The sequence below is a fragment of the Mucilaginibacter sp. P4_G9 genome (genome assembly GCF_056400985.1).
The window spans coordinates 1-1243 of record NZ_JBFUKF010000771.1 but is presented as its reverse complement, the minus strand read 5'-3'; the positions used below and the strand labels follow the sequence as shown (position 1 = coordinate 1243).

The window sequence follows — 1243 nt, the reverse complement described above, 5'->3', positions numbered from 1 at the left end:
GCATTATCAAGCCCATTGGCTACATACAAAGTGGTTCCCGATCCGTCAATTGCTAAAGCATTGGGTGTATCGCCTATATAACTCTTTTTACCCGGATTCAATTTTACGCCGATAGATTCCACATTTTGAAGCGAGGCGGCAGCAATCACCGAAACCATATCGCTATTGCCATTGGCGATATAAACAAATGCTTCATCGGCACTGCTGATAATGGCATTGGGATGCAAACCAACGGGAATCTCTTTTATAACCTCACCATTAGCCAGGCCAATCACCATAACGGTTCCCTGTGCTGTGGCGCCTGTTTTTGGATCAATATATGTTTTACCGTAAGGCACACCTGCCGTTTCGCGGTTAAGGGTGTCTACCGCTTCGGGACCGGCCCAATTGGTTACAAATGCCCTATTTTTAGCAATTGCAATTCCGTAAGGCGCAACACCTGTGGGCTTGGTCCATACTGTTTTATTGTTATCGAGGTTTATTTTTACCAACTGGTTATTCCCGTTTAAAACCACATACAGGTAGTTGGTGCCATTCTCGTTATTTATGGCTACATCATTGGGCAGCGCCAACGGAGATTCGCCTTCGGGCTTAAAATCAAAAGTGTTTTTTATGCTGATTTCTGCACCATTAAATATCGCCTGGAAAACATATGATCTCGATTCTTTACCCTTACCCGCCGCCGCGCTCCAGAAGATCTGCATTTGATTATTTAATTTCACAACTTTTAACCCCGAGTAGGTGCTCGAAAGCCCTTTGTACTGGCTACTCGCCTTGTAGGTCCACCGGGTAACAACTTTACCCGATGCCGTATCAATTATAGCAACTCCATACCTGTCTTCAACAGCTATCTGCGGGCTTCCCGGGATAAGCCTCACATCCATGCTATGGTTTTCATCATCCGCATCGCCAAAAGCTACTATTTTACCGGCCGGGTCTATAATACGGTTGTAAGGCATTAAAACAGGCAAAATATTCCTGCTTAATGTACTATCATCATAAGCGCTATGCATGTTTACTTCTTCATTTTCAACAGTTTTTTTATTTGTTGATAATGAATGGCATGYCGCCAATGCACTTATTATCCAAAGCGTAATCGGATATAATTTTAACGATCTTCTAATCATGATTTTCTGATAGTTCCCAACTGATAAAAATATGCCATTAATATGTAAAGCCGGTTATCAAATAGTAAATTAATAAAACCCCGGTTAATGTTAATGTAATTATTGAAATACTTTTA

General features: G+C 41.6%; 1 protein-coding gene. It reads right to left on the bottom strand.

Annotated elements, in window-relative coordinates:
• Positions 1-1127, bottom strand: a 1127-nt coding sequence (locus AC1DPZ_RS27525; protein WP_477409518.1) for a YncE family protein, incomplete at its 3' end; no start/stop codon positions are given.
• Positions 1128-1243 lie beyond the last annotated feature (116 nt).